Origin of the sequence: Nonomuraea guangzhouensis, from assembly GCF_019396345.1 — a bacterium.
In the GTDB taxonomy this organism is placed as follows: Bacteria; Actinomycetota; Actinomycetes; order Streptosporangiales; family Streptosporangiaceae; genus Nonomuraea; species Nonomuraea guangzhouensis.
In genome coordinates this window covers 327297-349670 of record NZ_JAHKRM010000002.1, presented here as the reverse complement: position 1 = coordinate 349670, position 22374 = coordinate 327297, and the positions used below count along the sequence as shown (strand labels likewise).

The following is a 22374-nucleotide window of genomic DNA, read 5'->3' as shown; positions in this document are numbered from 1 at the left end:
AGATGGCCTCTGAACATGAGGTCGCCGGGAATGAAGGGTGGAGCGGTGATCCCCCGATGTCGCAAGGAGGGCCTTGATCGTCAGGCGGTGACGACCGCCGCGTTCTCCCCTAGAAGCGCGAGAACGACCGCCGTGTCGAGCAGGAGCGATGGGATCAGCCGGAGCCGGAACAGCGCGAGGATGGCCGCCACGTCGTCCGCGTGCGTCGTGTCGATCACCGGTACGGGCAGGCGGGCGGCAGCGGCGTCGGCGGCGGACAGCACCTGTTCGCGCGCCGCGGCGTACTCCGCGCTGCGGGCGATGGGCTCCAGCCGCTTCCACACCTGTGGCATGAGGCCGGGCGTGCCGCCGATCGCGCGGTAGTAGCTCAGCACCCGGGGATGGTCGTGCACGGCGCGGATCTCCTCGTACACCCGCGCCAGTTCCTCGCCGGGCGGGGTCCCGTCCGGCACGATGTTGACCGCTTCCGGGGAGACGCCGCGCGGGCCGGGGCCGGTCGGCGGGAGAGTGTTCCCGTCGAGGGCGAGGCCCGGATCGGCGCCGACGGTGAGCCCTCGGTACCAGCACGAGGCCAGCAGGAGGATCTCGGGCAGCAGCCGGTGGAAGGTGATCGTGTAGCGCGCGATGTCGGTGTCGTCGGCCATCAGGGACTCCTCCGGCGCGGGCAGCAGCCCGGCCGGCACGCCCAGCCCGGCCGCGGCCTGCTGGAACTCCGGTGATCCGATGACGGGCTTGAACCGGTTCCAGGCCGGGACGAGGTAGCCGGGATAGTTGGCCAGCGCCTGGAAGATGGGGCTGACGAACGGTACGCCCAGGTAGCCCGGCACTTCCTTGATCACTTGGGCGGTCTCGGGCGTCAGCTCGGGTTTGCCGGGCAGCGACGGCAGCAGTACCGCGCCACGGGCGGCATCGCCGGGCCCCGTCGTGATGATCGCCTCGGCGGTCGTCTCGCCGGCCACCTTCCGGCCGATCCGCAGCGGGTTGGCGTCCCGCAGCGGGGCGGGGAGCTGGTCCTGCGAGCTGTTCTGATAGGCCACCGGGCGCAGGAACCGGAAGATCCCGTTCGTGCCGACCGAGGTGGCGGCGGCGTTCGTGGTCGCGGGGTACGGTCCGCCGTGGTGCATCGCGTCGGTGACGGCGACTCCGGTCGGCCAGCCGTTCCAGACGATGCGCCCGACCCGGGCGGCCAGCTCGCCGGCCAGGCGCCGCCCGTCGTCACTGTCCCCGGCGCCGAGCTGGATCGTCGCGGTGAGGTGCCCGTCGAAGGACCTCGCAGCGGCGATCAGCTCATCGGTCTCGCCGTACCGGACGATGACGCCGAACGGCCCGAACCGCTCCTCGCCGAGCGCCGGGTCCGCCAGGAACGTGGCCAGATCGGCCTCCACCAGGCTCGCGGGGAAGGAGAAACCGGCGTCGTCCGGCAGGACGCCTCCGGTGAGCACGCGGACCCCGGCCCGCGCCGCCACCTCGGCCGCCCCCGCCGCCAGGCGCTGCCGCATGGCGGCGTTGAGCATGACGCCGGGCGGCTGCTCCTGGAGACGGTGTACGGCTCGCGCCACGAAGCCGTCGCCGGCCTCGCCGCCCGGCACGAAGATCACGCCGGGCTTGGTGCAGAGTTGGCCGTTCGACGTGGTCAGTGAGCTCGCGAAGCCGTCCGCCAGGGATTGCGTGAGTGCTCCGGGCAGGATGAACACCGGGTTGAGGCTGCCCATCTCCGCGTACACGGGAATGGGGCGCGGGCGCGCGGCGGCCAGGTCGAAGATCGCTCGGCCGCCGGCGAGCGAGCCGGTGAAGGCGACGGCCGCGATCCCGGGCGCGGTGACCAGCCGCCGCGCGACCTCCAGCCCGCTCTCCTGGAGCAGCTGGAACACCCCGCTCGGCGCTCCGGTCGCGGCCACCGCCGCGTGCACCGCTCCGGCGACGAGCTCCGCGGTCTCGGGATGCGAGGGGTGTCCCTTCACGATCACCGGGCACCCGGCGGCCAGCGCCGCGGCGGTGTCGGTGCCCGCCACGCTGAACGCGAACGGGAAGTTGCCGGCCGCGAACACGGCGACCGGGCCGAGGGACACGTTGACGCGGCGGATGTCCGCGGCGGCGCCTGCCGCCGGGTCGATCACCGCGTCGAAGTGACCGCCCTTCTCGATCATCCGCGCGAACTGGCCGAGCTGGAGCACGGTCCGCTCCACCTCGCCGCCGAGCCGCTGCTCTGGCAGCCCGGTCTCCGCGCCGGCCACCGCGACGAGTTCGGCCCGGCGGGTCGTCAGCTCGTCGGCGATCCGCCGCAGCAGGGCGACCCGCGGCGCCGGGTCGAAGCCGCCCCAGACGGGGAACGCCTCGGCCGCGCCCGCGAGGGCCTTGTCGAGATCGGCGGGCGTCGCGTCGGCGAACCGGCGCCGCTCGGCTCCTGTCCGCGGGTCGATCGACGAGAAGCTCTTGGCAGATTGCATGCAACGTAGGGTACAAATTTGGATCCAATGTCTCAAGAGTCTGTTTCATCACCGTTTCGCATCTGTAGCCATGGTCGATCTGGCCTGTGAAGAGGCAGGCCAACGCCAGGTCGACGGGTGGTCGCGTCGGCCTGGTGGAAGTGTCAGTTCAGGACAGGTACAGCCCGACGGACGTCTGCAGGGCGTCGAGGCGACGGCTGGCCGCGGCCTGGACGTCCTCGACGTGGATCCTCGCCTGCCGCTCCGCGCCCTCACGGTCGCGGCGCATCAGCGCCTCGACGATGCGCTGATGGCCTTCCACGCAGGTGACGACCTCCTCCGAGGTGAAGAGGACGGCCATGTTGTACGTGATGCCGAAGTCGCGGTTGCGCAGCCATTCGTCCAGCAGGCGGCCGTTGCCCGAGGCTTGCACGATGGTGTGGTGGAAGTCGCGGTTCATCCGGCCGAGCTCGGCGCGTGGCCGCCGCACGTACTCCTCGATCGGCCCGTCGTAGAACGCGGCGATCGTGCCCAGTTGCTCCTCGGACGCGCGCACGGCGGCCAGCCCGGTGGCCATCGCCTCGAGGGCGCACCGCACCTCGTAGATCTCGCGGATCTCGTCCGGCGTGTGCTCACGCACGACCCAGCCCTGCCGCTCCCGGACGACCAGCCCCTGGTCGACCAGGCGCATCAGGGCGACGCGTACGGGAGTGCGGCTGCTGTTGAGCTGCGCCGCCACCTCGTCTTCCGGCAGTCGCTGGTTGGGGCGGTATCTGCCCTGGAGGATCGCGGCCCGGATGTACTCATACGCCTGGTCGCCGAGCGACTGCCCGCTACCCGCACGAGGCCTCCTGCGCTTGGCCGCAGGCTCCTCCGTATGTGCGCTGCCGGGTCGTTCGGCCATCAGTCCTCCGGGTCCGTCGCTCATGGAGATTCTTCCAGTATGCGGTGAGATCTTGGAATCGCAGGCCATCCCAAAGTGCCTCGTACCGGAGAAGTATCCTGCAATTACCGTCGCAACCGTGGAGCCGGCAGCCGGGGAGACGGCGGTCGGGGCTCGGTCGCGCTGCGGTTCGGAACTGTGACGACTGAGGAGAAGAAATGACGACACGACCCCCTTTGCCGCCGTTCACCCGGGAAACCGCCATAGAGAAGGTCCGGCTGGCGGAAGACGGCTGGAACACCAGGGACCCCGAGAAGGTGGTGCTGGCCTACACCAAGGATTCACGCTGGCGGAACCGGGCGGAGTTCGCGACGGGACACGATGAGATCGTGGCGTTCCTCCGGCGGAAGTGGGCCAGGGAGCTCGACTACCGGCTGATCAAGGAGCTGTGGGCCTTCACCGGGGACCGGATCGCGGTCCGGTTCGCGTATGAGTGGCATGACGACGCGGGCAACTGGTTCCGCTCGTACGGGAACGAGAACTGGGAGTTCGACGAGCAGGGCCTGATGCGGGTAAGGCATGCGAGCATCAACGACCTGCCGATCCAGGAGTCGGACCGGAAGTACCACTGGCCCCTGGGGCGCCGCCCGGACGACCACCCGGGCCTGAGCGATCTCGGTTTCTGACCTCCGCGGCTCGCCCGCACTCTCGTTACACACGCGGAGCGGTCTGTCCCGCCCCGGGACCGGCCGTTCCGCGTCTTGAGCATCAGCGCGGGAACAGCTGTCTTCTCAGCAGTTCGGCGCGGACGATGGTGTCGTCGACCCAGAATGTCGTGGTGCTGGAATTGTTGGTCGCCTGCACCTGGATCTTCTTGTTGCAGTACATCCTGGAGTTGTTCGCGGGACACGTCACATACCCGGCGGCCATCATCGAACCGTCGCGCCAGCGCCGGTCCTCGGGGCTGGCGGTGTCCCAGTCGAAGCGGTCATTGTCGGCATTGTTGCTCGGCGGCAGTGCCACCCCGTCGACGATGATGCGGCCCCCGCACCAGTTGCCGATCACGCTCGACCCCTTGCATCGGATCTCGGCGTTCACCCAGACGGTGAGATGTCCATGGGTCCCTCTGGGCACCTGCACGTACAGCGAGCCGCAGGTCAGGTCGGTCCACCCCCTGCCGGTGATCGTCTGCGTCTGATGGCCGCTGATGACCTCGATCTGGTCGGTCGAGCGTTTGAACCCGGACGTGACGCAGTCCCCGGAGCCCTTGCCGTGTCCAGCGAAGGCCGCCGTCCCGGGCACGATGGCCAACGGTATGGCCGCTGCGGCGGCGAACAGAGCGGCTTTCGTCGTCCCGGTCCTCATAGGCGTTCCTTCTCGTTGGGGAGTCCGATCGGTCACGCCCCTGTTTTTAGTGCGTACGTGATCTCATGAAGAACGACACGCGTCAGCCCCCTGCGGCCGAGCCGATAACTTTCCCCGTCCATGGGCCGTTCGAGATCGAGACGGAACGTGGCTAGTGCCCGATGATCCGGTGGGGCAGGTAGGGAGCCTCCAGGCGGGCCGCCTCCTCGCCGCTCAGGGACACATCCACCGCCGCGATCGCGTCATCCAGATGACGCACCTTGCTCGCCCCGACGATCGGCGCGGCCACTCCGGACCTCCCGAGCAGCCAGGCGAGCGCGAGCTGCGCCGGAGGCAGGCCTCGTTCGTCGGCGAGCGCACGTACGACGTCGACGACATCGAAGTCCGCGTCCTCGTACATGCTGTCGGCCAGCAGGTCGCTGCCGGATCGGACCGTACGCCGCCGGCCGTCGCGCCAGCGGCTGCCCGTGAGCAGTCCGCGCGCCAATGGGCTCCACGGGATGACGCCCACTCCCTGATCCAGGCAGAGCGGGATCATCTCTCGCTCCTCCTCCCGGTACACCAGGTTGTAGTGGTTCTGCATCGACACGAACCGGGTCCAGCCGGCCGTCTGAGCAGTGTGCTGCGCTTTGGCGAACTGCCAGGCGTACATGCTGGAGGCCCCGATGTACCGCGCCTTGCCGGCCCGCACCACGTCGTGCAGAGCCTCCATGGTCTCCTCGATCGGGGTCTCGTGGTCCCAGCGGTGGATCTGGTACAGATCGACATAGTCGGTTCCAAGCCTGGTCAGCGAGGCGTCGATGGCGGCCAGTACGTGCTTGCGGGACAGCCCTCGGTCGTTCGGGCCCCGTCCCGTCGGGAAGTAGACCTTCGTGGCGAGAACGTAGTCGTCGCGGCGGGCGAAGAGCTTGGCGAGCAGCCGCCCGGTGATCTCCTCGCTCACGCCGTCCGAGTACATGTCGGCGGTGTCGAAGAACGTCACACCCGCCTCGACCGCGCGCCGCACGATCGGCTCGGCCGCGTCCTCGCGCAGGATCCACTCCCAGGAACGGGGATCGCCATAGCTCATCATGCCCAGGCAGATCCGGGACACCCGCAGCCCCGACGAGCCCAGCTTCACGTAGCGCATGTCGTCTTACCTTCCTGAAGGATCTCCTTGGCAGGCGGAGTCCGGAGCTCGCGGTGCAGGGCGACCGAGAACACCACGAGGGCGACTCCGGCGAGCTCGGCGAGCGAGGGAAGCTGCCGGAGCACCACGACGCCGATCACCGTCGCCGTGGCCGGAAGCAGCGCCACCAGCAGCGCGTACGTGGAGCGGGCGATGCGTGCCATGGCGAGCTGGTCGCACACGTACGGGATCACCGACGAACAGATCCCCACCCCGATCCCGGCGGCGAGCGTGACCGGGTCGAGCAGCGCGGGAGCGGCCTGCCAGAGGCCCACCGGCGCGACGAACACGCAGGCGACGAGCATGGCGGCGGCCAGCCCGTCGATGCCGCTGACGTCGCTCGGCCGCCGGGCCGTACGGTGGGCCAGCACGATGTAGGCGGCGAACAGCGCCGCGTTGGCGAAGGCGAACACCAGCCCCAGCGGGTCCCCGGCCAGCCGGATGCCGGTCAGCACGTAGACACCGCCGACGGCCGCCACGAGTGCCACGAGGTTGCGGACGGTACGGGCACCGAGCGCGGCCAGCACGATGACCGGCAGGAACTCGATCGCGGCGACGGTTCCCAGAGGCACGCGGGCGATCGCCAGGTAGAAACAGACGTTCATGGCCGCGAGCACCGCGGCCCAGGCGATGATCAACCGACGCCCCTCGGCGTCGAGCCGGGCGAGGGTCCGCCAGGGGCAGCGCCAGAGCGCGAAAACGAGCGCGGCGCTCCAGATCCTCAGCCCCGCGACCCCGAGCGGGGCGAGCCTGCTGAACAGGAGCACGGCGAAAGCCGGGCCGAGGTAGTGGAAGACGGCGCTCCCCAGGAAATAGGTCCATGGAGGTGCCGCGGAGAGGACAGCACGAGGGCCGGTATGCGACATGCCCCCATCGTTGGCCAGCCCGTAATTTAGGAGAATGGCGAATCGAAGGATCAGACCCGAGCGGGCATACGAACCCAAGGGAATGGACGCCCTCGACCTTCGTATTCTCGCCGAGCTGCAGGTCGACGCCAGATTGAGCTTCGCCGAGCTGGGCCGGCGGGTCGCCCTGTCGGCCCCCGCGGTGGCCGAGAGGGTGCAGCGGCTGGAGGAGACGGGAGTGATCACCGGCTATCACGCCGAGGTCGACCCGCGGGCGCTGGGTTTCCCGGTCACGGTGATGGTCCGGATCCGTCCGGCGATCCGGGAACTGCGCCGCATCTCCAAGATCGCCCAGGAAGTTCCGCAGATCGTCGAGTGCTACAGGATGACCGGCGACGACTGCTTCTACTTCACGATGCACCTGCGGTCGGTCGACGAGCTCGAACCGATCCTCGACCTGTTCACTCCGTACGGTCAGACGACCACGTCTCTCATTCACACCGCTCCGGTGCCGCGCCGCCCCCTGCCCCTGGAGTGAGACCGTGGTGCGCGATCAACGGCAGGACGATGTGGTCGACGATCTCGGCGAGCGCGTCTTCGGGCAGCGGGCGGTGGTTGAGCAGCGTCTCGACGGCGACGAGCGTGAAGGGTGCCACGGCGGCTCTGGCCGGAATCCGGACCTGGTCGATCTCACCGCGCAGCGCGGCACGTTCAAGCACGACGTCCATCTCCCGACGGCCGGCCTGGCCGACGCGCTCGTGCAGGTAATCGGTGAGATCGCTGCCGTCTGCCCGGCCGTCGCCGATCGCCTGGAGGATCGGGGAAAGTTCGATCATGCGGGTGCTGACCATGCGGAACAGGGTCAGCAGGTCCGTACGCAAAGAGCCGGTGTCGGGAATGGGCGGCGGAATCGGCGGCGCCTGGTGGCGTAGGGCGGCCAGGACCAGGTCACGCCGGTGCGGCCAGCGGCGATAGAGCACCGTCCTGCTGGTCCGAGCGCGCGCGGCCACGGCGTCGTAGGTGAGCTCGTGGTAGCCGACGGCGCGCAGTTCCTCCCAGGCCGCCTCCAGCAGAGCCGCCTCGAGCTCCGCGCCCCGCCGACGCCTTGCGTTTTCGTTAGGCACAGCATGTATCTTATCCTCAAACTTAAGATACAAAGCGAACCTTATGGAGCAGTCATGCGCAGCAAGGGCGTGCAGTACGACACCGGCACCTTCCCCAACGGCGACACCACCCGCAGCGTCTTCGACCCCGAGACGGTGGCGCGGGAGATGCGGATCATCGCCGACGACCTGCACTGCGACGCCGTCCGTATCACCGGAGGCGACCCCGAACGGCTCACCGTCGCGGCCCGGGCCGCCGCCGACGCCGGGCTGGCGGTGTGGTTCTCACCGTTCCCGTGCGAGCTGACCGAGCAGGAGATGCTGCCCTACTTCGACGACTGCGCCGACCGCGCCGAGGCGCTCCGTCGTCAGGGGGCCGACGTCGTGTTCGTGACCGGGTGCGAGCTGAGTCTGTTCGCCCGTGGCTACCTGCCCGGCGACACCTTCACCGAGCGCATGCAGGTCCTGCGCGCCACGCCCGAGGAGCGCGCCGCGGCGCTGGCCTCGCTACCCGATCCCGTCAACGCCTTCCTCGCCCGCGTCGCCGCCTCCGTACGCCCCCGCTTCGGCGGCCCGATCAGCTACGCGTCCATCCCCATCGAGTACGTCGACTGGACGCCCTTCGACATCGTCGGCGTGGACGCCTACCGCAACCAGCACAACGCCGCCACCTTCCGCGCGGACCTGCGGGAGCACTTCACCCACGGCAAGCCCGTCGCCGTCACCGAAGCCGGCTGCTGCACCTTCCAGGGCGCGGGCGACTGGGGCGCCGGCGGGTGGACCGTCGTCGAGGACGGCCACGTCAAGCCCGGCACCGTACGCGACGAGGGCGAGCAGGTCCGCTACATGGACGAGTTGCTGACCGTCTTCGACGAGGTGGGCATGGACACCGTCTTCTGGTTCAGCTTCGCCGGGTTCGAACTCCCGCACCGCGCCAACCCCCGCGACGACCTCGACCTCGGCTCGTACGGCATCGTCAAGATGCTCGACGGCACCCAGAGCGAGACCTATCCCGGCATGCCTTGGGAGCCGAAAGAGGCGTTCCATGCCCTCGCCCGCCACTATGGTCCGGCTCAGTAGGGTGTGCCGGTGGGAGACATCTACGAACTCGCGCTGACGGTGGATATTCGCGCTGACATCACCGACGACGAGCTTGCCGAGCTGCGGTGGCATGTGGGGCAGGGGCCACGACCCGAGCGACTGCCGATCGGCACGGACAACTATCTGGAGGCCTATCCGCTCGGTGACCCCGACGACCCCGGTTGCGAGTGGGAGACGGCGGAAGCAGAGCCCGCGTTCACGCGGCGCGGCGCCGCGCATTGGGTGGGCGGCGCACTCGTCGCCGAGCTGGCCGAGCGGGAGCGAGCTGACGGCTGGGCGCTGACGGTACGCCAAGAAGTGCATCCCGACGAGTTCTACCTGCTCCGGACGCTGCTGGATTGGCTCGGCCGGTGCTCGGTCAACGCACGGGCCGGCGGTGCCGAGTTCTTCGTGGGTTACCTGCGCTTCTGCGAGAGCGTGGAGATCGAACCGCTCGTTCTCTCGAACGGGCGGATCCGCCTGCCGGAGCCGATCGAATCGCATACCCCGCACTGGGAGGCCGAGGTTTGATGATCGTCTAGAGGCCGCGAAGCGTGCGATCTCGATCCCCGGTTGCGGGTCGAGCTGAGCATGAGGCAAGGACTGTCGGTGGCGATCCCCGCGCTGCGGCGGCAGGAGATCGATGTGGCGTTCGGCCGCGTACACGACCTGCGCCGGATCCCGAGCGTCGATCCGACGCCGCTGCATCCCTGGTCCGTCGTGTGGCATCGCCAGAACGCGCGGCCGACGCTCCAGACGCTGATCCGCCACCTGCCCGCCGCCGTCCTGCCGCCGCCGTCCGACCGGAGGTACTGGGTGCCGGACGTCGATTCCGGCCCGTGTAGTCCTGACGCCTGGCCGTTTATTCGATGGAGGCGCTTTCCTGCCGCTTGTACAGTGACTCCAGTTTCAAGGGGCGGCAGGGGAGAGATCATGCGCGTGCACTATCCGCGTACCCCTCACCTGCCCTGGTCGCCCGGCGTGACGCCGGACGATGTTCGCGCGGGAGATCTGTCCGGGCTGCGCGGGCGCGAGGTCGTGGTCACGGAGAAGCTCGACGGAGAGAACACCACCCTGTACGCGGACGGGATGCACGCCCGATCGCTGGACTCGGCGCACCATCCCTCCCGGGCATGGGTCAAGGGCCTGCAAGGACGGATCGGTGAACGGATCCCGGCGGGGTGGCGGGTGTGCGGGGAGAACATGTACGCCCGGCACTCCATCGCGTACCAGGGGCTGGAGAGCTGGTTCTACGGCTTCTCGGTCTGGGACGGCGATCGATGCCTGGACTGGGACCACACGGTCACCTTCCTGCGTGAGCTGGGGATTCCCGTCCCGCCGGTGCTGTGGCGCGGCGTCTTCGACGAGCGGGCGCTGCGCGGACTGCGGCTGAACGCCGAGCGGCAAGAGGGCTACGTCGTGCGGGCCGTCGAGGGGTTCGAGCGGGGCGAGTTCGCGGGGCGGGTGGCCAAGTGGGTGCGTCGCGAGCACGTACGGACCGGCACGCACTGGATGCACGCGAGCGTCGTGCCGAACGCGCTCGGCCCCAGGTCGGCGCTGTGGTCGGTGCGCTCGGGCGCGGACTGCGAGGTGAACGCCCTGCTGGCCGCGGTGGACCTCACCCAGGCCGAAGCGAAGGACATCGCCCGAGCCGAAGCGGTGGACCTCACCCAAGCAGAAGCGAAGGACGTCGTCCCGGAGGCGGTGGCCGAGGTGTCGGCTCGGCTGAACGTACTCGGCCGGTGTGGGGATGCCCGGCTGGCGGGTGTGCTGGCCGTGGCGCTGCGGTCCATGCCGCGGGCCCGGTTGGCGGCCGGGCTGGCGGGGCCGCTGGGCATGCGGCTGGCGCGGCGGGTCGCGGACCTGGCCGGGCTGCACGGCGCGCTGCGCCGGCCGTACCCGGACGAGGAGCGGCGTGCCGGGCTGGGGCGCATGGCGTTGGCCGCTGACCTGGGCGTGCTGCACGCCGTGGCGGCGGCCGTGCTGGCGGGGCGCGTGGACGATGAGGCCGGCCAGGAGCGTGAGCAGGTCGAATGGTCGGCCCTGCACGCCGAGGAGGCCGGGCTGCTCGGCCCGGGACCGCTGGAGCCGTTGCGGGCCGGTCTGCGCGAGGCACTGGCCGGCGTCGGTGAGGAGGCGGCCGAGCGGTGCTGGGCGGAGGCGCGTGACGCCTGGGCCAGTGGAAGGATCACCACGGTCGAGGAGGCCGTGGCGGCGACCTGGCGGTGGCGGTCGAGGCGGTTCCCCCGGCTGGTGCACCTGGTCGGACCGTCGGGCAGTGGGAAGAGCACGTTCGCGGCCGGCCTGCCGGGGATCGACGCGTACCTGTCACTGGACGATCTGCGCGATGCCAGAGGTTCGCGGGCGGACCAGCGGGCCAACCGGGACGTGCTCGGCGAGGGGCTGGCCCGGCTCGACGCCGCCCTGGCGGCCGGCGGCACCGTGGTCTGGGACGCCACCTCGCTCAACCAGCCCCAGCGTTCCCTGGTCCATGCCGTCGCGCGCCGCCGCGACGCGCTGACGACGCACGCCGTCGCGCTGGTGGAGGAGGACGAACTGCACCGGCGCAACGCCCGTCGGGCCCATCCGGTGCCGCCGCACGTGCTGGCCAATCAGGTGCGGAGGTTCGTCCCGCCTTATCCCGGTCAGGCCCATCGCACCTGGTACGTCGGCGCGTCCGGGACCGTCGAAGACCGGGACGGGGGTGAGGCTTGATGCGTACCAGCGAGGAGATCTACCACCGGGTCCGCTGGGATCCGCGCTTCGACCCGTCGCGTTTCGTGCTCGGCGTCGGCCAGTGGGGCGCCGACCCCAAGCGCATCCCGCTGCCCACCTTCGTGCCCGGCGGCGACGTCCCGTGGCACCGGGTGCTGTTCGTCGAGGCGGACGGCGAGCTGGTATGGGACCGCGCCACCGGACTGGACCGGATCGACACCTGCGACGCCGGCCGGGTACGCGCCCCGCGCCGCCTGCGCGCGCCCTTCTTCAGCGCCAGAACCCCGCACACCTGGGACCCGGCCGCCGGCTGGCAGGGAGCGGCCACGGCGAAGTCGTCCACCGTAGGGGCCGTCCGCCTCCTGACCTGGAACACACTGTGGGACCGCTACGACAGCGACCGTATCGACACCGCGCGGCGCCGTCCCCTGCTGCTGGCGGCCCTGGAAGCGGCCGACGCCGACGTCATCGCGCTGCAGGAGGTCGAGCCAGCGCTGCTGTCGCTCCTGCTGGCCGCCCCGTGGGTGCGGGCCCGCTACACAGTCGGCACCGACCCGGGAGGCGAGGACGTCGCCGACAGCGGGTTGCTGCTGCTCAGCCGGCTGCCTGTCCGGGAGGCGGCCTGGCACCGGCTCGGCCCGTACAAGGCGGTCGCCGCCCTCGCCACCGAGACCGCCGCCGGCCCGCTCGTCGTCGCCACCACCCACCTGACCAGCGACCACACCGCCGACGGCGCGGCGCGGCGGCGATCCGAGCTCGCCCGGATCGCCGAAGGGCTGGCCGGTGTCGAGGGCGACCTGGTCCTGATGGGCGACTTCAACGACGGCACCGACGTCCCCGCGTCGGCCCTCGGGCTCCGCGACGCCTGGACGGAGGCGTACGGGGCCGGCGATCACACGCCCACGTTCGACCCGCGCGCCAACCCGCTGGCGGCGCTGTCCTCGCTGTCCGGGCGGGCCTCCCGGCTGGACCGCGTGCTGGTGCGCGGCCGTCCCCGGACCGTCGCGGCCGCCCTGCGCGGCGACACACCCGATCCCGGCGGGCTGTACGTTTCCGACCACTACGGGGTGGAAGCCGTCCTCGACGTCACGGACAGCGTCCTCGATGTTACGGACAGCGGGCCCGCCGGGGTGCTGGACGTGCCGCCGACCGCGCGTACGGCGGTGGCGTGGATTCCGCCGGAGGAGCTGTGGCCACCCATCCAGGAGCTCCGCCGGGCACATGATCCGCAGGTTGACCGCTGGCCGCCGCACGTCAACCTGCTCTTCGGGTTCGTGCCGGAGTCGGCGTTCGAGGCGGCGGCGCCGTTGCTGGCCGCGGCGGTCGCCGAAGTGCAGCCGTTCGCCGTACGACTGGAGGGCATCCGCTCCTTCCAGCACCGCCAGGACACGACCATCTGGCTCGACCCGGCCGCCGCCGACCCCGCCCCATGGGCCCGCCTGCGTCACGTCCTCCACCAGCGCTTCCCCCGCTGCGCGGGCCGCCCGGACGGCTTCATCCCGCACCTGACCCTGGGCCGCGTGGCCGCCCCGCACCATGCGGGCATCCGGCTCGACGCGATGATCGCCCACGTCGGGGCGATCGTGCTGCTGTCGCGGCGAGCGGACGAACCCATGCGCCCGCGCGCGGTGATCACCCTGGGCACAGGCGAACTCCGATGGCTTCCTGAGCCCGCCACGCCCGAGCCCACCGCCGCTCCGCCCGCGCTCGCGCCCGCGCCGGTTCCGGACCTGAACGACCTGGCCGATCGTGTCACTCGCCGCCTGTCGGAGGCGCTGAGTCCCGGAATCGTGCACGTCGCAGGCTCCCGGCGGATGGGTTGCGCACTCCCCGCAGCCGACCTGGACCTGGTGGCGGCCCTCCCGGACACCGGTACGGACGACGTGGCGGCGCGGGTACGGGTGGCGCTGCCCGAGGCCGTCCGGCTGCGGCAGGTGATCGGCGCCCGGGTGCCAGGCCTGCGAATGCGCGTGTCCGACCTGGACGTCGACCTGACCGTGGTACCAACCGACCAGATCCCCCCGGCGCAGCTCGTGCCCCGCCGCGCCGAACTGGGCGAGGCGGCGGCCATCGCCCTGAGCGCGGTCAGTGACGCGGACGCGATCCGCGCCGCGGTGGGTCCCGCACACCAGCGTTTCGCCCGCCTCGCCCGCGAGGTGAAGGCGTGGGCCCGGGCGAAGGGCCTGGACGCGGCCCCGTTCGGCGGCCTGCCCGGTCTGGCGTGGGCGGTGCTGGCCGCACGCACCGTCCTCGACGCCGCCGGCGAAGATCTCCTCCACCACTTCTTCAGCACATGGGCAGCCTGGGACTGGCACGAGCCGGTCGCCCTCACCCCCGACTCCACCCCGGCCGCCCCGGCTGCGATGACCGTGATGACGCCCAGCGCCCCCGTACGCAACTGCGCTCGCCAAGTCACCCCGGGCGGTCTGGACCGGCTCACCCAGGAGCTCTATCAGGCATGGGAGCTCACGGAGAACGGCAGGTCCGCGGAGCTGCTCTCCCCGCCGCCCCTCCACCGCCGTCACGCGGCCTGGGCGGTGCTGACCGTACGCTCCGACCGCCCTGAGGAGCTCGACGCGGTGCTGGGGCGCGTCAGAGGACGCATGCTGGAGCTGCTCACCGCCCTGGAAGAGGCCGGGACGCCGGACGTCCACGCGTGGCCACACCCGTTCGAGAGCGGCCCGCGGCAGGCCCGCTACGCGATCGGCCTGGGCCGCACGCCTCCGCGGGCCGAACAGCTCAGCGAGATCACCGGCAGATGGGCCAGGCACATGTCCGGCGTCACGGTCGAATGGGTTGAGCGCGGCGTCGTACCGACCCTGAGCGGTCACTGACCACCATCACGACGAGACCTCATCAGCGCTGCGCGGCTCCCTGCGCTCCTGCTGGTTGAGCCGGTGACGCTGGAGGGAGGAACGGCGATAGACCTCCTCGCGGGCCCGCATGATCTCGCCGAGCGGCGCGTGTTCGGCCGTCACCCGCCACGGGGTGAAGGAGAGCGCATCCATCTTCTTGAGGGTCTCCTCGTCCGAGATGTCCTGCTGTGGCAGGCGCAACCTGGCGACCGTGACGAACGGGGACAGCCGCTCGGGCCACTCGACGGTGAGGTCCTCGACCGGCATGCGGTTCAGGTCGGCGCAGAGCTGGACCTGGATGTCGAACGCGTAGGGCCGGTCCCTCATCTCGGCCACCAAGGCCGGCCGGAAGACCTCGTCCGCGGCTGCCAGGTCGATGGCGCGATGGACGATCGCGGCAGCCGAGGCGGGGTCGGGGGCGAGGCGCACCTTGGCGATGTAGTCGCCGTGCCGTACCGCGCCCATCGTGAAGTAGGTCGACAGCAACACGTTCACCAAGGGCCGCTGTGACACCGCGAGGAAGGCCAGGAACTCGTCCCATGCCCACTCGTCCTCGGCCAGGCTTCCCTTGCCGGTCACGAACTCCCGGTAGAAGCGATGCCGGCCGGGCGCGCCCTGGGCGAAGTACTTCGGCGCGTCGAGGAACAGTTCCTGGATGAACAGGTAGTGCTTCACGGTGTTGCAGAAGAAGACCGGCGCGTTGATGAGGGTGTAGTCGAAGGTGCCGGTGTCGGGCTCGTCCTCCAGCAGGGTCGGACCCTGGATGCCGAACATCTTCAGCGCCAGCCCGGTCGCGCGGCCGAGGCGCGCGTCGGCGCCCGCGTGAGGTGAGCCGTTGGAGAAGCGGACGAGCGCGTCGTGCCGTCCCGGTGTGGCGTAGATGCCTTGCGCGTACTCGGCGGGTAGCTGGTCGAGGATCTCGACTTCTCCTCTGACGAGCCCGTATCCCTTGGCGTGCGCGTCACGGACGGCCTGGCCGCTGCCTTCGGCGGTCACCGATTCGGCGATGTACCGCTCGGTCTTGGCGATCACCGTCCGCAGCAGCTCGTCGAAATCGGGGACGGCGGCTTCGACGTCTGGTGTGTAAGGGATGAACCGCGATGGCTTGTGCCCGCCCATCTCTCCTCCCTCAGTCTTCCAGTCCGGCCAGCCAGCGCAGGGCGCGCAGGCCCGGCAGGAAGCAGTACTCGCCGCCTCGGGTGACCACGAAGCTGGGCAGGTTCCGCAGGCGGCGCCGGATCGGTTTCTCCGGGATGGTGGCGCTGCCGGTTCCGCCGTGATGCCCGGCTACCGGGTCCTTCTCACCGGGGAAGCCGATGAAGTTGCCGTCGTTGACCCACTCGGCTTTGATGAATTCAAACTGTCGTTCGATATGGGCTCCGATGAAGACTCCGACCAGGCCCCGGTCGACGCCGTCGTCTTCCAGCACGCCCTCCGGCAGCGGCGGGCCGTAGCTGGTGCCGCGGCGGATGAGGCGGTGCATCCGTGCGTCGCCGATGATGGTGGCATCGCGGGGATTGGTACGCCGGATGTGCGCACCGGCGGGGCACCGGAAGCCGCGATCGTCGTTCTCCCGGTACATGAAGGCGTTGTTGCGGTGCGGGTCGGCGCCCAGCGCCGGGTCGTCGTGCTCGGGGGTCAGCGCCAACGGTGCCCCGCTGGGCCAGCGCCCGACCATCTTCGCCGCCAGGAGCGCCTCTTCCTGGGCGCTGGAGGTGTTCGCGCGCAAGTACCGGCGCCAGGCCGCCACCTTGGTGTGAATCTTGCGTACGGCGACGTAGGTCCCGTTGCGCCCCAGCGCATCGGGGCTGGGCATGGGCGGCAGATTGCCGGTTTCGTCGGGGTAGCCGAGGATGAACTCGCCGGCTTTGATGGGGGCTTCCTGGGGGTTGGAGCCGGGCAGCCCGAGGCCCTCGATGTTCGGATGGCTGATGCCGTCGCGGAAGCCGAAGGTGGTACGCCCGGTCGGGAGCTGGCGGACCTCCTGCTGCCAGATCACCTGGACACCCGGCGTGTCCTGGTAGGCGATGCGGGCTCGCTCCAGAGCCTTGTCCAGCCGCGCCGCATCGGGGGAGAGGGCACTCAACGCGATATGCACATCACCTGTTCCGAACGGCGGCTCCCAGTGGGCCGGGGCATTCTCGCCCACGTCACCGATCACATCCGCACGCGCGGCCATGCCCTGGCGAAACGCCCGCGGAAAGCTGTCCAGCGACTCCTGCGGCACCCCCAGGGCCCGCAGTCCCTGGTAGGTGAACGCCACCGCCACCCAGGCATCCTGACTCGGGTCCACGCTGGGGAAGCCACCCTCGATCGCCGGGAGCAGCCTTCGCAGCAGCGAACGCCCGGCGTGGCGGTCATCGACACGTAGGAAGACGAACCTTCCCACGTACGGTGCGGGCCGTGGATGCAGTGCCCCGCTCTGGACGTCGTCGATCTCGATGCGCACGCTGGCGCCGCTCGTGCTTGCCGCCGCGTTCATGATCGCTTGTGCCTCCCTAGGGGTTGGTTGTCCTACGGGTTCTAGCCTGCGGCTTCCTCCATCAGCCTCTGGAAGGCCGGCGTGGCCAGCAACTCGGCGTTCGCCGGGTTGTCCAGCGCCGCCCGGAACTCGGGGGTGTCCAGCACCGCCTGGAACGCCTCGTTCACGCGTTGGTCCTTCCAGATCTGCTGAACGGTCAGATCCGGATAAGAGCTGACGAAGACCCCCGCGGGCGCCTGCTGGGCGAGGAACCAGTCCTTCACCTTCGGGTCGGTGATGCCGGGGAACCCTTCGGCATGCGAGAAGACCTTGTCGAAGCGGCCCCCGATCGCCGTCTTGCCGAAGTCGTCGATGTAGGTGTCCCAGGAGCCGTCGAAGACGCTGGCGAACATGTGCCGGGTGTCGTTGTCGAAAATCACGTGGCGCGCGTCGTGCAGGGTACCGATCTGGCGCAGCGCCGCACGGGCATCCGTGTCAGATGATCCGCTGGCGAGCGTGGCGAGATCCTCACGCAGCGCGTCCGCATGGCCCGGCTTGATCTTGGTAAAGACGGTGAACTCGCTGCACACCCCATCCTTCATGCCCGGGCGCTCGGGCTGAGCCGATGAGGTTGCGTCTGGTGCCGCAGTCATGGCGAACCTCTCCTGCTGCGGATCCGTCCGAGGGGAGCCAGGCACTCCAGGACGAGGCGCCATCGCCCTCATTTCCCAGTGTGGTCGGGATTTGGTCCGCCGAAAACAAAGGGGCTGTCTATAAACAGTCGGTCCTGGAGCGGCACCGGGTCGTGCGTGGGACACGACGGGCGGCCGACCCCGACCCCGAGATCCCCTTGTCAGCCTCGTATGCGCCCACGCCGTAGGCTGATCCAGTCCGCAGAAAGGCGTCAGTCGTGTTGCTCACCCAGCTAGCCGCCCGCCGGCTTCCTTCAGGTTGGCCGGCCGCCCTGCCGCCCATTCGGCACCTGGCTGAGCGAGGTCTCACATTCACCGCCCCCGTTGCCTTCCTCGTCGGAGAGAACGGCTCCGGAAAGTCCACCATCATGGAAGCGATCGCCGATGTGTGCGGCATCAACTCCGAAGGTGGCAAGGCCGGTACCAAGTACGCCAGCACCGGACCCGCCACCCCGCTGGGGGAGGTCCTTGACGCCGACCTCACGGCAGCCGGGCTGCGACTCCTTCACGGGCCACGCCTCAAGCGGCGAGCGTTCTTCTTCCGCGCGGAAACACTCTTCAACCTCGGACAGAACGTGTCCGGCCAGTATGGATTCTGGGAAGACGACCTGACGGAGCAATCCCACGGTGAAGGGTTCTTCACTGTTCTTGAGCGCATGGTGTCCGGGCCGGGCCTCTATCTGATGGACGAACCCGAAGCCGCCCTGTCGTTCCAGTCATGCGTTCGCTTGGTCGCCCTCATGAACCGCGTCGCCGGCGAGGGTGGGCAGATCATCTGCTCCACCCACTCACCGATCCTCGCCAGCCTCCCAGACGCGCAGATCATCGAACTCGGCGACGACGGCATCCGCACCACCGAATGGGAAGAGCTGCAGTTGGTTGACCACTGGCGACGCTTCCTCGCCAAACCGGACTTCTACCTGCGGTACGCCCTGGATATGGACTAGGCCAAGAGGGGCCGGCCTTGTTGTTCGCGGTGCCGGTTACGAGCTGTCGTCGGCGTGGTGCGATGTCCCGGAGTGGGCCACGGTCAGCTCACACCGGCCATCTACGCAGGAGCGCCGTACCCGGCCCATCGACATGGTCTGGATCAACCCGATGGCCCAGCAGGTCGGACACCCCCGCAGGGCGAGCAGACCAGCCGGTACGAGCAGCAAACTGCCCAGCCCGACCACCGGAATCAGGGCGACCGAACCGACCAGCGCGCCGAACCCCACCACGCCGCGCACCAGGTGCCGGGGCAGCGAGGCGCTGGCAAAGCCGCGATCGTCAGTCATCGTCGTCTCCCATGGCTGTGCCGGGTGCGCCCTGCAGCGTACGGTGCACTGTGGTGCGGGCGCGATGCAGCCGCGACTTCATCGCGGCGACACTGAGACCGAGCGCGTCGGCGACCGCCCGTCCGTGATAGCCCAGAACATCGCGCATGATCAGAACGCGTCGCTGATCAGCGGGCAGAGAAGCGATCGCCGCCGCCACCCGGCCGGCCTCCCAGCGCTGCAAGACCTCCTCCTCGGCCGACCACACGGTGGCGTCCACGACCGGCTCGTGGTGGTGCGCCAGTTGCCGCGCCCGCCGCAGGCACTCGTTGCGGACGATGCGGAACATCCACGACGCCAGCGCACCGGACGCCCGCAAGGTGCCGATCTTGCGGAACAGAATGATCAACGCCTCCTGTGCGGCGTCCTCCGCGTCTTCTGGCGAGGCACACATCGAGTGGGCGAATCGCCGCACATGCGGGTGCGCGCCGGACACCAACGCGGCGATCGACTCGACGTCGCCCTCCCGCGCGGCGACGACCAACTGCTCAACCGGCCAACTCACCTCAGCCACGCGAACGACCCCGCCGACGCAGCACCACGACCGTGCACGCGCACACGAGCACAGCCGCCACGACGATTCCAACGAGCATGTCAACCTCCTGAACCTGCCCCGACGCTGTTGTCGGTACAGGTATAAGAGGTGCGCACCCCACCAAAGGATTCTCGCGCTCCTTACCAGGTGACCGGAAGTTCGTAGGCGCCATAGATGCCGGCGTCGGTCTTGAACGGCAGGTCATCGACCGGCGCGGCGAGCCGCAGGGTGGGAATACGGCGGAACAGCGTGTCGAAGACGATCTGCAGCTCCATCCGGGCCAGGTTCTGGCCGAGGCACTGGTGCGGGCCGAACCCGAAGGCGAGGTGATGGCGGGCCTCGCGCTCGACGTTCAGGGTGGCCGGGTCCTTGAACACCGCCGGATCCCAGTTGGCCGACAGACCAGAGACGACGACGCCCTCGCCGGCCTTGATGTTCACCCCACCGATCCGCACGTCCTCGGTGGCCACCCGCGAGGTGACCAGGTCGGCGATGGCGAAGTAACGCAGGAGCTCCTCCACGGCCATCGGCGTCCTGCTGGGGTCGGCCTGGATCAGGGCGAGCTGCCGCGGATGGCTGAGCAGGGCGATCACGCCGAGCGAGATCATGTTCGCCGTGGTTTCGTGACCGGCCACCAGCAGGAGCATCGCCATGCTCACCAGGCTCTTGTGGTCGAGGGCGCCCTCCGCGCGCTGGCGGGCGATCTGGCGGCTGAACAGGTCGTCGCCGGGTCCGGACTCCTTGCGGGTGATCAGGTTGTCGATGTAGGCGTGCAGTTCGGCGAAGGCTCGCTGACGCTCCTCCGACGGCGAGGCCCGGCGGATCGCCGCGGTGGTCCGGCTCTGGAAGTAGTCGTGGTCCTCGTAGGGTGCGCCGAGCAGTTCGCAGATCACCAGGGAGGGCACCGGAAGGGACAGAGCCTGCACGAGGTCCACCGGGCGCTCGCCGGTGGCGAGCATGTCGTCGATGAACCGGTCGACGATCTCCTGGATCCGCGGTCGCATCGCGGCCAGCCGCTTGACGGTGAAGTCGCCGATCACCGGACGACGCGCGGCGGAGTGTTCCGCGCCGTCCATCCCTATCATCGCGGGCGGCTGGCGGCGGAGCCACTCCCGGGTCGCCGGGTCGCGATCGAGAATCGGGAAGCCGTCCTTGCGCCGGTCGGAGGAGAAGCGAGAGTCGGCCAGGATGGCCCGGCCTTCCTCGTGCCCGGACACCCACCATGCCTCGGCGCCGCTGACCAGGCGGACCTTGCTGATCGGTGCCTGCTCGCGCAGTCGCTCGTACTCGGCGGGCGGGGCGAACGGGCAGCCACGCCGCACCGGCAACTCCAGGCCGGCGAGTTCGCCGGTGACGCTGTTCGTCATGAATGACCTCCTGGCAGTAGATCTGTCTGAGACAGCCGGCACCAGATAACTACCTAGCCGACCGGCTAGGTATCGACCATAGAATTTGACTAACCGGCCGTCAAGCCATGTACTGGCGCCGGAGGTAGCGGTCATGACGCAACGTAACAACGGTATTGACAACAGGCGCACCGACACCCGCGACCGAATCCTGGCCGTGGCCATGCGCCTGTTCGCCGATCGCGGCTACACCAACACCTCGCTCCGCGAGATCGCCGAAGAACTCGACGTGACCAAAGCCGCGCTCTACTTCCACTACAAGACCAAGGAAGACATCGTCACCGCCATCATGCGCGGCTACCTCGACGGCATCACCACACTGATCGACAACGCCAACGCCACCGCACCGCCCGCCACTCTCTCCACCAGGGAAACCCTCGTGCGGAGCGTCGCCGAACACCAGGCACACTGGAGCCCCAGCCTGGTCCGGTTGATCCGCGAGAACTACAGCGAGATCAGTCACCTGCCTATCGGCGTGGAGCTGCGGGCGACCGTGAATCGTCTCATCAACGCGCTGTGTCCTCCCGACCCTGACGTGCTCGACCGGACGCGGGCTCGCGCCGTCCTCGCCTGCCTGCAGGCCGGCACCCTGGCGGCGGCCGAGGAGTCCGGGGACGGACAGGTGATACGGCAAGCCACGTTGGACATCGCCCTCGAAGTACTGCGTGGCGGCAGCCCCTCGACACCGGTCGAGCATGCTGACGATGCACGAGCCCGGCCGGGCGCCGCCGTCCCGCTCACCCCGCAAGTCTGAGTACCAGCACCCGGCCGCTCTATTGCGCCTGCCCGGCCTGATGGCCGGAGAGAAGGTTGTCGCGTTCGACGTCGCCCTGGCCGGACCGGGACCGGAAGCTCGCGCTGCGTCACCGGTGCGGAGTCTGCCACCGGGTGTCGAGCCGGCCGTGCCGCATTCGGCCTACCAAGCGGACGTGCAGCGTCTCCGGTGTGTTGTCGCCCGCGTCCCTGCTGATCGCCACCGTGCTGTGCCGTACCGACAGCTCGTTGGCGTTCACCACTATGCCCGGCGCGAGGACCAACTCCACGTTGCCGCCGCTCACCCGCAGCTCGATGACCAGCTCGGGGGCGCTGCGCACCGCGCTGGTCAGGTCCAGCGTCACGTCGCACCAGGCGGTACGCAGCGCGAGCCGGTGCGGCAGCGTCCACCGGCCGTCACGGCGCACCGAGCCGTGCCGCTCCTTGATGGTGAGCAGTTCGGCGGCCGGCTCGGCCGGCGTCCCGGCGAGCGGCAGCGCGAGTGCGCCGCCGCTGCCTGGCGCCGCGATCAGGTCGCTGATGAGCGGGGTCAGCGCGTCGATGGTGCGGGCGGCCAGCGCCCCGTCCAGCCGCTCGTCGAACTCGACCGGGTCGAGCCGGCCGTCGGCGACAGCGGCGTGCAGCAGTTCGATGATCCGGTCGCGTTCCGCGTCGGACGCGCGCAGCGCGGGTGATCTGGGCGGATCTGCCGACATCCGGCCTCCTCGGTGTGAGGTGGTGGCACCGTGCCACCGAACTTGCTGACTGGTT

The 22374-nt window shown here is 69.8% G+C and carries 21 protein-coding genes; 8 read left to right on the top strand and 13 right to left on the bottom strand.

Features of this window, described 5'->3' with window-relative positions; all coding sequences use genetic code 11:
- Positions 1-80: 80 nt before the first annotated feature.
- Both KME78_RS04575 and KME78_RS04570 read right to left on the bottom strand, forming a co-directional pair.
- Positions 81-2447, bottom strand: a complete 2367-nt coding sequence (locus tag KME78_RS04575; RefSeq protein ID WP_219527472.1) for an aldehyde dehydrogenase family protein — start codon at positions 2445-2447, stop codon at positions 81-83.
- A gap of 148 nt (positions 2448-2595) precedes the next feature.
- Entirely contained in the window at positions 2596-3354 is a 759-nt protein-coding gene (locus KME78_RS04570) for a GntR family transcriptional regulator (RefSeq protein ID WP_219527471.1), read from the bottom strand.
- 173 nt (positions 3355-3527) lie between these two features.
- On the opposite strand from KME78_RS04570, the gene KME78_RS04565 reads away from it, so the two are divergent.
- Positions 3528-3995: a nuclear transport factor 2 family protein gene (locus tag KME78_RS04565; protein WP_219527470.1), complete on the top strand. Its 468-nt coding sequence runs from the start codon at positions 3528-3530 to the stop codon at positions 3993-3995.
- Between the two features lie 82 nt (positions 3996-4077).
- Here KME78_RS04565 and KME78_RS04560 read toward each other — a convergent pair whose 3' ends face one another.
- The 3 genes from KME78_RS04560 to KME78_RS04550 all read right to left on the bottom strand — a co-directional run bounded on the left by KME78_RS04560 (position 4078) and on the right by KME78_RS04550 (position 6708).
- Entirely contained in the window at positions 4078-4674 is a 597-nt protein-coding gene (locus KME78_RS04560) for a hypothetical protein (protein WP_219527469.1), read from the bottom strand.
- Positions 4675-4825: 151 nt separating this feature from the next.
- On the bottom strand, positions 4826-5803 hold the full coding sequence (locus tag KME78_RS04555; protein WP_219527468.1) for an aldo/keto reductase: 978 nt from the start codon (positions 5801-5803) through the stop codon (positions 4826-4828).
- Positions 5791-6708: an EamA family transporter gene (locus KME78_RS04550; protein ID WP_219527467.1), complete on the bottom strand. Its 918-nt coding sequence runs from the start codon at positions 6706-6708 to the stop codon at positions 5791-5793. Before KME78_RS04550 ends, KME78_RS04555 begins: the two co-directional genes overlap by 13 nt.
- Positions 6709-6742: 34 nt before the next feature.
- Between KME78_RS04550 and KME78_RS04545 the strand changes: the two genes are divergently transcribed.
- Entirely contained in the window at positions 6743-7225 is a 483-nt protein-coding gene (locus KME78_RS04545; RefSeq protein WP_246650390.1) for an Lrp/AsnC family transcriptional regulator, read from the top strand.
- On the opposite strand, the gene KME78_RS04540 is transcribed toward KME78_RS04545, so the two are convergent.
- Positions 7179-7811, bottom strand: a complete 633-nt coding sequence (locus KME78_RS04540) for a TetR/AcrR family transcriptional regulator (protein ID WP_219527466.1) — start codon at positions 7809-7811, stop codon at positions 7179-7181. The two genes, KME78_RS04545 and KME78_RS04540, sit on opposite strands and share 47 nt — an antisense overlap.
- Positions 7812-7865: 54 nt before the next feature.
- Here KME78_RS04540 and KME78_RS04535 point away from each other — a divergent pair, with 54 nt between their 5' ends.
- Genes KME78_RS04535 through KME78_RS04520 form a run of 4 tightly spaced genes read left to right on the top strand, consistent with a single transcriptional unit; the run spans position 7866 to position 14419 of the window.
- Positions 7866-8870 carry a glycoside hydrolase family 113 protein gene (locus tag KME78_RS04535; protein WP_246650388.1) on the top strand — a complete coding sequence of 335 codons (1005 nt, stop codon included), beginning with the start codon at positions 7866-7868 and terminating at the stop codon, positions 8868-8870.
- 9 nt (positions 8871-8879) lie between these two features.
- Entirely contained in the window at positions 8880-9401 is a 522-nt protein-coding gene (locus KME78_RS04530; protein WP_219527465.1) for a hypothetical protein, read from the top strand.
- A 60-nt stretch (positions 9402-9461) separates the two neighbouring features.
- Positions 9462-11585: an RNA ligase family protein gene (locus tag KME78_RS04525; protein WP_219527464.1), complete on the top strand. Its 2124-nt coding sequence runs from the start codon at positions 9462-9464 to the stop codon at positions 11583-11585.
- Positions 11585-14419 (top strand): poly(A) polymerase, encoded by a 2835-nt coding sequence (locus KME78_RS04520; RefSeq protein ID WP_219527463.1) that lies wholly within the window; start codon positions 11585-11587, stop codon positions 14417-14419. The genes KME78_RS04525 and KME78_RS04520 overlap by 1 nt, the downstream gene beginning before the upstream one ends.
- A gap of 6 nt (positions 14420-14425) precedes the next feature.
- Here the strand turns inward: KME78_RS04520 and KME78_RS04515 are convergent, their stop codons facing one another.
- The 3 genes from KME78_RS04515 to KME78_RS04505 are packed head-to-tail and all read right to left on the bottom strand — an operon-like array spanning position 14426 to position 17503.
- On the bottom strand, positions 14426-15559 hold the full coding sequence (locus KME78_RS04515; RefSeq protein ID WP_219527462.1) for a catalase family protein: 1134 nt from the start codon (positions 15557-15559) through the stop codon (positions 14426-14428).
- Positions 15560-15569: 10 nt separating this feature from the next.
- The gene (locus KME78_RS04510; RefSeq protein WP_219527461.1) at positions 15570-16922 is read right to left on the bottom strand and encodes a Dyp-type peroxidase; all 1353 of its coding nucleotides are present in this window, start codon (positions 16920-16922) and stop codon (positions 15570-15572) included.
- Positions 16923-16963: 41 nt separating this feature from the next.
- Positions 16964-17503, bottom strand: a complete 540-nt coding sequence (locus KME78_RS04505) for a hypothetical protein (RefSeq protein ID WP_246650387.1) — start codon at positions 17501-17503, stop codon at positions 16964-16966.
- Between the two features lie 308 nt (positions 17504-17811).
- Between KME78_RS04505 and KME78_RS04500 the strand changes: the two genes are divergently transcribed.
- A complete protein-coding gene (locus KME78_RS04500; RefSeq protein WP_219527460.1) occupies positions 17812-18540 on the top strand; it encodes an AAA family ATPase in 729 nt (242 codons plus the stop codon).
- Between the two features lie 36 nt (positions 18541-18576).
- Here the strand turns inward: KME78_RS04500 and KME78_RS04495 are convergent, their stop codons facing one another.
- The 3 genes from KME78_RS04495 to KME78_RS04485 all read right to left on the bottom strand — a co-directional run bounded on the left by KME78_RS04495 (position 18577) and on the right by KME78_RS04485 (position 20811).
- A complete protein-coding gene (locus tag KME78_RS04495; RefSeq protein ID WP_219527459.1) occupies positions 18577-18870 on the bottom strand; it encodes a hypothetical protein in 294 nt (97 codons plus the stop codon).
- On the bottom strand, positions 18863-19423 hold the full coding sequence (locus KME78_RS04490) for an RNA polymerase sigma factor (protein ID WP_219527458.1): 561 nt from the start codon (positions 19421-19423) through the stop codon (positions 18863-18865). The genes KME78_RS04495 and KME78_RS04490 overlap by 8 nt, the downstream gene beginning before the upstream one ends.
- Before the next feature lie 161 nt (positions 19424-19584).
- Positions 19585-20811 carry a cytochrome P450 gene (locus KME78_RS04485; RefSeq protein WP_219527457.1) on the bottom strand — a complete coding sequence of 409 codons (1227 nt, stop codon included), beginning with the start codon at positions 20809-20811 and terminating at the stop codon, positions 19585-19587.
- 133 nt (positions 20812-20944) lie between these two features.
- On the opposite strand from KME78_RS04485, the gene KME78_RS04480 reads away from it, so the two are divergent.
- On the top strand, positions 20945-21604 hold the full coding sequence (locus KME78_RS04480; RefSeq protein ID WP_219527456.1) for a TetR/AcrR family transcriptional regulator: 660 nt from the start codon (positions 20945-20947) through the stop codon (positions 21602-21604).
- 109 nt (positions 21605-21713) lie between these two features.
- Here the strand turns inward: KME78_RS04480 and KME78_RS04475 are convergent, their stop codons facing one another.
- Positions 21714-22319 carry a DUF1707 SHOCT-like domain-containing protein gene (locus tag KME78_RS04475; RefSeq protein ID WP_219527455.1) on the bottom strand — a complete coding sequence of 202 codons (606 nt, stop codon included), beginning with the start codon at positions 22317-22319 and terminating at the stop codon, positions 21714-21716.
- Positions 22320-22374: the final 55 nt, after the last annotated feature.

Bases quoted from the DNA above. Each gene is read 5' to 3' on its own strand.
- KME78_RS04575 (WP_219527472.1), bottom strand. From the start codon at position 2,447: ATGCAATCTGCCAAGAGCTTCTCGTCGATCGACCCGCGGACAGGAGCC.
- KME78_RS04570 (WP_219527471.1), bottom strand. From the start codon at position 3,354: ATGAGCGACGGACCCGGAGGACTGATGGCCGAACGACCCGGCAGCGCA.
- KME78_RS04565 (WP_219527470.1), top strand. From the start codon at position 3,528: ATGACGACACGACCCCCTTTGCCGCCGTTCACCCGGGAAACCGCCATA.
- KME78_RS04560 (WP_219527469.1), bottom strand. From the start codon at position 4,674: ATGAGGACCGGGACGACGAAAGCCGCTCTGTTCGCCGCCGCAGCGGCC.
- KME78_RS04555 (WP_219527468.1), bottom strand. From the start codon at position 5,803: ATGCGCTACGTGAAGCTGGGCTCGTCGGGGCTGCGGGTGTCCCGGATC.
- KME78_RS04550 (WP_219527467.1), bottom strand. From the start codon at position 6,708: ATGTCGCATACCGGCCCTCGTGCTGTCCTCTCCGCGGCACCTCCATGG.
- KME78_RS04545 (WP_246650390.1), top strand. From the start codon at position 6,743: ATGGCGAATCGAAGGATCAGACCCGAGCGGGCATACGAACCCAAGGGA.
- KME78_RS04535 (WP_246650388.1), top strand. From the start codon at position 7,866: ATGCGCAGCAAGGGCGTGCAGTACGACACCGGCACCTTCCCCAACGGC.
- KME78_RS04525 (WP_219527464.1), top strand. From the start codon at position 9,462: ATGAGGCAAGGACTGTCGGTGGCGATCCCCGCGCTGCGGCGGCAGGAG.
- KME78_RS04520 (WP_219527463.1), top strand. From the start codon at position 11,585: ATGCGTACCAGCGAGGAGATCTACCACCGGGTCCGCTGGGATCCGCGC.
- KME78_RS04515 (WP_219527462.1), bottom strand. From the start codon at position 15,559: ATGGGCGGGCACAAGCCATCGCGGTTCATCCCTTACACACCAGACGTC.
- KME78_RS04510 (WP_219527461.1), bottom strand. From the start codon at position 16,922: ATGAACGCGGCGGCAAGCACGAGCGGCGCCAGCGTGCGCATCGAGATC.
- KME78_RS04505 (WP_246650387.1), bottom strand. From the start codon at position 17,503: ATGAAGGATGGGGTGTGCAGCGAGTTCACCGTCTTTACCAAGATCAAG.
- KME78_RS04495 (WP_219527459.1), bottom strand. From the start codon at position 18,870: ATGACTGACGATCGCGGCTTTGCCAGCGCCTCGCTGCCCCGGCACCTG.
- KME78_RS04485 (WP_219527457.1), bottom strand. From the start codon at position 20,811: ATGACGAACAGCGTCACCGGCGAACTCGCCGGCCTGGAGTTGCCGGTG.
- KME78_RS04480 (WP_219527456.1), top strand. From the start codon at position 20,945: ATGACGCAACGTAACAACGGTATTGACAACAGGCGCACCGACACCCGC.
- KME78_RS04475 (WP_219527455.1), bottom strand. From the start codon at position 22,319: ATGTCGGCAGATCCGCCCAGATCACCCGCGCTGCGCGCGTCCGACGCG.